General features: G+C 70.6%; 8 protein-coding genes and 1 pseudogene. 2 read left to right on the top strand and 7 right to left on the bottom strand.

Going from position 1 to position 7,598, the window contains the following annotated elements; genetic code table 11:
• Positions 1–87 precede the first annotated feature (87 nt).
• Positions 88–1,458, bottom strand: coding sequence for an MFS transporter (locus CCS38_RS02210; RefSeq protein ID WP_223731474.1), 1,371 nt, complete (start codon positions 1,456–1,458; stop codon positions 88–90).
• Between the two features lie 291 nt (positions 1,459–1,749).
• Between CCS38_RS02210 and CCS38_RS02205 the strand changes: the two genes are divergently transcribed.
• On the top strand, positions 1,750–2,133 hold the full coding sequence (locus tag CCS38_RS02205) for a hypothetical protein (RefSeq protein WP_223731473.1): 384 nt from the start codon (positions 1,750–1,752) through the stop codon (positions 2,131–2,133).
• 22 nt (positions 2,134–2,155) lie between these two features.
• Here CCS38_RS02205 and CCS38_RS02200 read toward each other — a convergent pair whose 3' ends face one another.
• From CCS38_RS02200 to dhaK, 4 genes are all read right to left on the bottom strand, one after another.
• Positions 2,156–2,653: a MaoC family dehydratase gene (locus CCS38_RS02200; protein ID WP_223731472.1), complete on the bottom strand. Its 498-nt coding sequence runs from the start codon at positions 2,651–2,653 to the stop codon at positions 2,156–2,158.
• 75 nt (positions 2,654–2,728) lie between these two features.
• Positions 2,729–3,139, bottom strand: a complete 411-nt coding sequence (locus tag CCS38_RS02195) for a PTS-dependent dihydroxyacetone kinase phosphotransferase subunit DhaM (protein ID WP_223731471.1) — start codon at positions 3,137–3,139, stop codon at positions 2,729–2,731.
• Positions 3,136–3,702 (bottom strand): dihydroxyacetone kinase subunit DhaL, encoded by a 567-nt coding sequence (gene dhaL, locus CCS38_RS02190; protein WP_030250852.1) that lies wholly within the window; start codon positions 3,700–3,702, stop codon positions 3,136–3,138. The genes CCS38_RS02195 and dhaL overlap by 4 nt, the downstream gene beginning before the upstream one ends.
• A 182-nt stretch (positions 3,703–3,884) precedes the next feature.
• A complete protein-coding gene (dhaK, locus tag CCS38_RS02185; RefSeq protein ID WP_223731470.1) occupies positions 3,885–4,877 on the bottom strand; it encodes a dihydroxyacetone kinase subunit DhaK in 993 nt (330 codons plus the stop codon).
• 349 nt (positions 4,878–5,226) lie between these two features.
• On the opposite strand from dhaK, the gene CCS38_RS02180 reads away from it, so the two are divergent.
• Positions 5,227–6,507: a low temperature requirement protein A gene (locus tag CCS38_RS02180; RefSeq protein ID WP_223731469.1), complete on the top strand. Its 1,281-nt coding sequence runs from the start codon at positions 5,227–5,229 to the stop codon at positions 6,505–6,507.
• A gap of 118 nt (positions 6,508–6,625) precedes the next feature.
• Here CCS38_RS02180 and CCS38_RS02175 read toward each other — a convergent pair whose 3' ends face one another.
• Positions 6,626–7,072 (bottom strand): DUF6098 family protein, encoded by a 447-nt coding sequence (locus CCS38_RS02175; protein ID WP_223731475.1) that lies wholly within the window; start codon positions 7,070–7,072, stop codon positions 6,626–6,628.
• Between the two features lie 150 nt (positions 7,073–7,222).
• Positions 7,223–7,354 (bottom strand): annotated as a pseudogene (locus CCS38_RS02170) (VOC family protein); the annotation flags it as partial.
• Positions 7,355–7,598 lie beyond the last annotated feature (244 nt).

The raw sequence follows: 7,598 nt of genomic DNA, 5'->3' as shown, positions 1-7,598 counted from the left end.
CCTCCCTCTCCCCATCCACTGGGAGAGCTTCCCCACCGGTGGCAAGGCCCCTCCCCCACCTCCACCACACATCCACACTCCGTGAAGCTACCGCGCCTCACTGACAGCCGACGTGTTATCCACAGCCTCCGGATCGATCGCCGACAAGTCCCGCTGCCGGGTCTCCTTGGCCGCGTACAACGCGATCATCGTCAGCACCGCCGCGCCCATGACGTACAGGGAGATCGGTGTGGAACTGCCGTAGTCCGCAAGCAGCGCTGTGGCGATCAGCGGCGCCGGCGCGCCGGCCGCGACCGATGAGAACTGGGCGCCGATCGATGCGCCCGAGTACCGCATCCGCGTCGCGAACATCTCCGCGAAGAAGGCCGCCTGCGGCGCGTACATCGCCCCGTGGAAGACCAGCCCCACCGCCACCGCGAGCAGCAGCAGCCCGAAGTTCCGGCTGTCGACCAGGGCGAAGAAGGGGAACGCCCAGGCCGCCACGCCCAGCGCCCCGATGAGGTACACCGGGCGCCGCCCGATCCGGTCCGAGAGCGCGCCCCACGCCGGGATCACCGCGAAGTGCAGTACGGAGGCGAGCAGTACGGCGTTGAGCGCGGTCTGCTGGGACATGCCGGAGTGGGACGTCGCGTAGACGAGGACGAACGCCGTGATCACGTAGTACGAGATGTTCTCGGCCATCCGCGCGCCCATCGCGATCAGCACGTCCCGCCAGTGGTGCCGCAGGACGGCGACGAGCGGCAGCTTCTCGGCCGCCCGCTCCTCGCCCTTGCGCGCCGCCGCCTGCGCCAGCGCCGCCTTGAACACCGGTGACTCGTCCACCGAGAGCCGGATCCACAGCCCGAGCAGCACCAGCACGCCGGACAGCAGGAACGGGATCCGCCAGCCCCACGAGACGAACGCCGCGTCCGGGAGGAGCGCGGTCAGCGCCGCCAGTACCCCGGTCGCCAGCAGCTGCCCGGCCGGTGCGCCCGTCTGCGGCCAGGACGCCCAGAAGCCGCGCCGCCGCGCGTCCCCGTGCTCGCTGACCAGCAGCACGGCGCCGCCCCACTCGCCGCCCAGGGCGAAGCCCTGGATCAGCCGCAGCAGTGTCAGCAGCAGCGGTGCCGCCGAGCCGACCGTGGCGTGCGTGGGCAGCAGCCCGATCGCGAACGTCGCCCCGCCCATCATCAGCAGGCTCAGCACCAGCAGCTTCTTACGGCCGAGCTTGTCGCCGTAGTGGCCGAAGACCAGCGCGCCGATGGGCCGCGCGACGAACCCGACCGCGTACGTCAGGAACGACAGCAGCGTCCCCACCAGCGGATCGGATTCCGGGAAGAACAGCTTGTTGAAGACCAGCGCGGCGGCCGACCCGTAGAGGAAGAAGTCGTACCACTCGACGGTGGTGCCGATCAGGCTGGCGGCGACGATGCGCCGCAGGCCGGCGGGGGTGGGTGGAACGTGCGCTGTGGCGGACATGGTGTCACTCCGGACCGGGAAGGCGGACGGGGAAGGCGGTGCGATGTCGCCACACGGTAGGAAGCCCTGCCCACGCCGCGTATGTGGCCGCGCCCCACACTTCCCGGTCGGGATGTGCGGCCCGCGTCCATGCCGGGCAGCACGCCCGGGAGCGCGGGGTGTTCGCCCGCGTACCGCTGGGAGAGTGACAATGCGAAGGACACCCGCCCCTTCCGGTCGCACAGGCGATGCGGCGGGGTGAGCCTGGAAGGGGACGGTATCCGCGTACGGCTCGAACAGGAAGGTTGCACAGTGGACAGCGCGCACCAGGAGACGCAGGCGGAACACGCGCAGGAGGTCACGGTCGAGTGCAGCGGATGCAGGCCGGAGGACGCAGCGGCCATTTTCGGCGCGCTGCGGACGTCCTTCGCCACCGACCGCGCGGCCGACGACGTGCCCCACGAGACGTCCGGGGCGGGACCGAGCGTGTGGACCGCGACCTTCGAGGTGAAGCACCCCCGCGAGATGCCGGGCCCCACCCGGCTCTCCGCCCCCTGCACGATCTCGCTGCAGGGCGGCTACCAGGCGGTGGACGAGCTGCGGAAGGCGCTGCTGCCCGCCTTTGTCGTGTCGGTCGCCGGCACGGCGGCGGGCGACCAGGAGGAGGAGGTCCAGCTGCGCCTGGAGAGCCGCTAGGGCTTAGGGCCCGGCCCGGAGCCTAGGGCCGGGCCGGCCGGCGGGCGAAGAAGTTCATCGCCGTCAGCGTCAGCACCGGCTCGTCCCGCTGGTTGAGCACCTCGATCCCCGTCCGCACGATGCCCCGGTCCGGCTTGGACCGGGACACCCGTGCGTCCAGGATCGTTGTACGGATCGACAGCGCGTCCCCCGGCCGCACCGGCTGTACCCAGCGCAGTTCGTCCACGCCGGGCGACGCCAGGCTCGCCACCTTGCTCACGAAGTGATCGGCGTAGAGCCGCATCATCACCGCACTCGTGTGCCAGCCGCTCGCGATCAGCCCCTTGAACGGCCCGTCCGCCGCCGCCTCGGGATCCGTGTGAAAGCTCTGCGGATCGAACCGCCGCGCGAAGTCGAGGATCTCCTCCTCGGTGAGCACGACGCTCCCGTACGTGTACACAGCGCCCGGCACGTAGTCCTCGAAGTACCGCTCGGTGCTCGGCGCCGCGAAGTCCGCCCCACCCGTAACCGTCGTTGTCATGCGAGCACGGTATGACGCTACTGACGGCCCTGTCAGGCGAGTCGCGTGACAGGGCCGTCGGGGGTCAACTGCCGCTCACTCCTTGCGGTAGGAGTACGCCTCGCCGGCGGCCGCGGCCACCGCGTCCAGGTCCGCGCCGGCCGATGCGGTGACCACGGCGGCCACCGCGCCCTCCACGAACGGCGCGTCCACCAGGCGGGAACCTTCGGGCAGTTCGTCACCCTCCGCGAGCAGCGCCTTGACGGTCAGGACGGCGCTGCCCAGGTCGACCAGGACCGCCACGCCCGCGCCGCGGTCGACCGTGCGGGCCGCCTCTGTGATCAGCTCGGCGCTGGTCCCGAGGCCGCCGTCGGGCGTGCCGCCCGCCGCCGCGACCGGTGCCTTCGCGCCGCCGCCCGCCAGCCCGACGGCCAGCTCGGCGACCGACTCGGCCACGGGCCCGCTGTGCGAGACCAGCACGATGCCGACCAGCGCCTCCGCGCTCACGCCGTCACCTCCGCGAGCGCCGCGAACAACAACGCCGAGGACGTCGCCCCCGGGTCCTGGTGCCCCTTGCTGCGCTCGCCCAGGTAGCTGGCCCGACCCTTGCGCGCCTGCAGTGGCGTGGTGTCCACCGCACCCTTCTCGGCGGCCTCGGCGGCGGCCGCGAACGAGGTGCCCAGCGCCTCGACCGCCGGGTCCAGCGCGTCCAGCATCGTCTTGTCGCCCACCGCCGAGCCGCCCAGCTGGGCCACCGCGTCGACCCCGCCGCGCAGCGCGGCGCGCAGCTCCTCGGCGGTCACGCCGGGCGCGTCGCCCAGCGTCTTGCCCGTACGGCGCAGCAGCGTTCCGTACAGCGGTCCCGAGGCGCCGCCCACGGTCGAGATCAACTGCCGCCCCGCCGTGGTCAGTACGGCACCGGGCGTCACCGGCGGCTCCGCTTCCAGAGCCTTGGCGACGGCGGTGAAGCCGCGCTGCAGATTGCTGCCGTGGTCGGCGTCGCCGATGGGGGAGTCCAGCTCGGTGAGGCGCTCGGCCTCCCGGTCCACCAGGGCGGCGGCAGCCTGCATCCAGCGGACGAAGAGCGCGGCGTCAAGGGCCGTTTCGGTCACGTGCTGCTCCTGAGATCGCGGTACGAGTACGAATACGGGTACGAGTGCAGCTGAGAGTACGGGTACGGGTACGGGTACGGGGTACGGGAAGTCGTCGGTCGTCCGGACGTCGTCGTCCGGGCGTCATCGATACGGGCAGGTCAGCGCCCCCACCGTAGCCCGGGCGTCTGCACCGGCGCGTCCCACAGGCGCAGCGTCTCCTCGTCCGCCCGGCACAGCGTCACCGAGGCGCCCGCCATGTCCAGCGACGTGACGTAGTTGCCGACGAGGGTGCGGGCCACCGGCACGCCGCGCTCGCCGAGCACCCGGTGCACCTCCGCGTTGAACCCGTACAGCTCCAGCAGCGGCGTCGCGCCCATCCCGTTGACCAGTGCCAGCACCGGCCCCGCCGGTCGCCAGTCGTCCAGGATCGCGCCGACAGCCGCGTCCGCGATCTCCCCCGAGGTCATCATCGGCCGCCGCTCCCGCCCCGGCTCGCCGTGAATCCCGATACCCAACTCCAGTTCCCCGGCAGGCAGATCGAACGTCGGGCTCCCCTTCGACGGAGTCGTGCAGGCGCTCAGCGCAACCCCGAAACTCCGCGAGTTCTCCACCACCTGACGGGCGATCGCCTCGACCCGCTCCAGCGGCTGCCCCTCCTCGGCCGCCGCACCGGCCACCTTCTCCACGAACAGGGTCGCCCCCGTCCCGCGCCGCCCCGCCGTGAACGTCGAGTCCGTCACCGCCACGTCGTCATTGACGAGCACGCTGGCGACCTGCACACCCTCGTCCTCCGCCAGCTCCGCCGCCATCTGGAAATTCAGTACGTCACCGGTGTAGTTCTTCACGATGAACAGCACGCCCTGGCCGCTGTCCACAGCTGCCGCGGCGCGCACCATCTGATCCGGCACGGGAGAGGTGAACACCTCGCCCGGACACGCGGCGTCCAGCATCCCGGGCCCGACGAACCCCCCGTGCAGCGGCTCGTGCCCGCTCCCGCCGCCGGACACCAGCGCGACCTTCCCCGCCACCGGCGCGTCCCGCCGCACGACGACCCGCCCCTCGACATCCACCACCAGCTCCGGATGCGCCGCCCCCATCCCCCGCAAAGCATCCGCAACCACACTCTCCGGCACGTTCATCAGCATCTTCACGGGTACCTCCTGGTGAGACTAACGGCCTGGCCTCTGAGCAGTGTTTCCGCTGGTCGCGGTGGGTATGCTCAGCTCTCGATCTTGGCGGTTCCTGGCGTTCCTGAGCGGCTCCTGGCGGGGCTGATGCTGACTCGATGCCGACTCTCCTGACTGGCCGTCAGGGCCGATGGGCGACGCGCGTGAGCCCCGCTGGAAGGCCCGGTCCCAGTATCTGCCGAGCGGCCATTGAGGTCACGGATCACGTGAAAAGGTGTTCCGCACCACGGGATGGGAGCTGGGCAGCCTCCGGCGACCTCTGCGTCGGCAGTGCGCCCGGGCGGCGTTGGCAATGTCGGAAATACTGCGGCACATGAAAGATTTCCGCCCCGCCCACAAGTCCGGCAAGCTCGGTCTGTCGCGACGGCTGGTCCCCATGACTGGCCGTGACCCGGAAGAGCACGGACGGACCGCCTCACCGCTGGAGCTGCTGTTCGATCTGACGTTCGTGGTCGCTGTCGGCACCGCGGCATCCCAGTTCGCGGAAATGCTTGCCGAGGGTCACGCCGCCCAGGCGGTCACCGCGCTTGTCCTGGCCATGTTTGCGATCAGCGTCGCCTGGATCAACTTCAGCTGGTTCGCCTCCGCCTTCGCCACCGACGACTGGCTCTACCGGGCCCTGACGATGTTCCAGATGATCGGCGTCGTCGTGTTCTCGCTCGGCCTGCCGGCGATGTTCCACTCCGTCGAGGAGGGCGGCCACCTCGAACTGCGGGCCATGGTCATCGGGTACGTCGTGATGCGGATCGCGATGGTGCTCCAGTGGTGGCGGGCTGCCCGGCAGGCCCCGTCGTTCCGTGAGGTCGGCATGGCCAACATCCGCTGGACACTGATTGCTCAGGCCGGCTGGCTCGTCCTGGCCTTCACCCCCCTGCCGATCGCCGCCGTGTTCGCCGCGTTCGTCGTCCTGGGCGCCCTCGAACTCGTCCTGCCCGTGCTCACCCAGGGATCCGCAGGCGGCACCCCCTGGCACCCCCACCACGTGGCTGAGCGGTACGGCCTCTTCGCGATCATCGTCCTCGGCGAGGGCGTCGTCGGTACCGTCGCCTCCTCCGGCGACCTCCTGGGCGGCGGGGACGGTACGCACTGGACCTGGAACGCGATCGCTGTCGTCGTCGCCGGTGTGGGCCTGACCTTCGGTATGTGGTGGATGTACTTCATGACGCCGTTCGGTGACATCCTGGTGCATCGCCGCGAGCGCGGATACCTCTTCGGCTACGGCCACATCCCCCTGTTCATCGGCGTTGCCGGGGCCGGAGCGGGGCTGCACGTGGCGGGCCTGTACATGGAACACCACGCCAAGATTGCCGGCACCGCCGTCGTCCTCGCCCTCGCTCTGCCCGTCGGCCTCTACATGCTGATGGTCTACCTCCTGCACACCCTGCTGCTGTCCGCGGCCGACCGTTTCCACCTCCTTCTGATCTCCCTCACCCTCGCCGTACTGCTCGCCGCGGTCCTCCTGGCCGCCGCCGGTGTGGCCATCGCGGTATGCCTGCTCGTGGTCATGCTCGCCCCGTTCGTCACCGTGATCGGCTACGAGACGATCGGCCACCGCCACCAGCGGAAAATGCTGGAAGAACTAGGTACGCAGTAGGCGTCGGCCTCGAGGAACATCGGTACGCGTGGGCCCAGCGCTGCGGGTCGTCGGCGAACTTGCCCGAGTTGTTGGACGCAGTCATCACTGCTCCCTCCATCTCGTCCTGCTGAGTGCCTCAGCCTTCGCGGCGCAGCGGGCCCCACTGTTCCTTGTGCCGTTTCACTTCTTCCACGGCTTCCTCCAGGACGCGGGAGTGGATCCAGCCGAGCGGATCGACGTCCGTGACCAGTGGTTCGTTGTCGGGACCGCGGTCGGTTTCGATGCCGCGCAACACCCACGCCCGGACGTCCGGCCCCTTCTCCCGCGGCAGGTGGGAGTAGTCGTACAGGCGTCGGGCGACCCATACGCGTACGGGACGGCCCTGCCACCACGGTGCGACGTCGAGCGGGTTGGCGGACAGGCCAGGCAAGGAGACACCGGTGAGGTCGTCGGTGCTGGAGACTGCCCTGAGGTCGGTCTCGGGTCCGCGCGACCACCTCACATACAACTGATCGTGGTCCTCCACGAGCCCGGCCAGCTCGGTCAGCGTATGGAGGGTGGGCAGGCCACCGGTGCTCGCCACAGCGCTTCCGTCCTTTCGTCGTGCCTTGCGGCGCCGGCGGGCGTGCCCTGCCGCAGTGCGCGCTCGATCATGCCCGCACGGGTACCCAGGAGTCGGCACGCACCCTGCCGACACCCCGAGATCGCAGCCGGGCGGGCCGCAGCGCGGCTCGGCTCCGTCACGGTCGGCGGCGTGCGCGGCGCGGCCGTGGCCCAGGGCAAGGGGCCCGATCGCGACCGTCGCGCCGCGCTCGCGGACACGCGCCGCGATCTCATCCGCATCGGGCACGGCAAAGTCCGTCGTACACCACGGAGCACGCGCTGTGGCCGGCCGCCCACCCGAAGACCTCTGCGTAGAACACGGCGGAATCACCGCCGCATCACGGGCGTTCGAGGCCGCTTGTCGTGTGAGGTGACCGGCTTCACTGGTGTCGCAGCACGCATTCGGGTACTCAACAGCGGCATTCAGCACGTGCTGACGCAGGCAGGGTGGCCGGCCGAGCGGCGGGAAATGGGTGGTTGACGGTGTGGGAGCGGGTCGCGGAGGG

Origin of the sequence: Streptomyces purpurogeneiscleroticus (assembly GCF_020024005.1) — a bacterium.
GTDB classification, from domain to species: Bacteria; Actinomycetota; Actinomycetes; order Streptomycetales; family Streptomycetaceae; genus Streptomyces; species Streptomyces purpurogeneiscleroticus.
This window is presented reverse-complemented; position numbering and strand designations above follow the sequence as displayed.